This is a genomic window from Frankia sp. Mgl5, assembly GCF_023242985.1.
Classification (GTDB): Bacteria; Actinomycetota; Actinomycetes; order Frankiales; family Frankiaceae; genus Parafrankia; species Parafrankia soli.
Map to the genome: position 1 here is coordinate 1 of NZ_JALKFY010000654.1, position 855 is coordinate 855.

At 69.4% G+C, this 855-nt stretch carries 1 pseudogene; it reads right to left on the bottom strand.

Annotated elements, in window-relative coordinates:
* Positions 1–237 (bottom strand): annotated as a pseudogene (locus MXD62_RS21440) (FadR family transcriptional regulator); the annotation flags it as partial.
* Between the last annotated feature and the right edge of the window lie 618 nt (positions 238–855).

Genomic DNA, 855 nt, shown 5'->3' on the forward strand with positions numbered 1-855 from the left:
CTCACCACGGACGATCTGGCGGCGGAGCTGGGCCGCGACGAGCTCGGCGGTCTTGGGCACGCGGACCTGCTGACCGACCTTGTTCTCGGGGAGCAGCGGGATCCGCGGTGGGCCGGCTGATCCGGCGCCGGATCCGTCGGACGCGGCCGTGACGGCACTCTCGCCGCCGCGCCGCGGCACCCGCAGCGAGTGCCCGCTCCGGGACGTGCTCACATTTGCCGGATTCAGTAACGCCATGATGATGGTCCCCCAGTTCCTCAAGCTGCCGGTGCCCGCTCGTTGTCGCGGCCGGCGGCATCCGTGTTGCCCTTGTCCACGCTCGTCGTCGGCGGTCGGCTCCGCCGGGAGGACCCGTCGGTGCCCGCCGCTGCCCGTCGCTGCCCGTCGGTGAGGCGATCCCGGTCGACCTGGCACCGTTGCGACCTGCGACTGTTGCTCAACTCCGACTACAAGGCGTGCTTGTGAAGTTGCATTGTGGCATCAGATGGACTGGCTGGTTGGGCTGGGAGGAATCAGACCACGGTGTAAACCAAAGATGGCTTGGCTCAATGGGGCGTCATGGTTACTCAAAGTGCTGAAGTGAGGATGCTCAGACCTTGCCGCCGCCGCGCCGGTAGGAGTCCGGTCAGTGGCCGGATCTGCGTGTTCTCCGGCCGTGGCGGTGCGATCCGGGACCGGGGCGGTGTCCCGTGGCCCGTGGGTGGGAGTCTCTCGCGATCACGCTCGGTCGCCGGTCAGCAACCAGGGAGACCACGGCGAGCCGCGGCCGTCGCCGGCCGCGGGTGGCCCCGGACATGAGGTTGGCCCGGCGTCGTTTACACATCTCCGCGCCCACGCGCCGGGCTCCGATGGCGT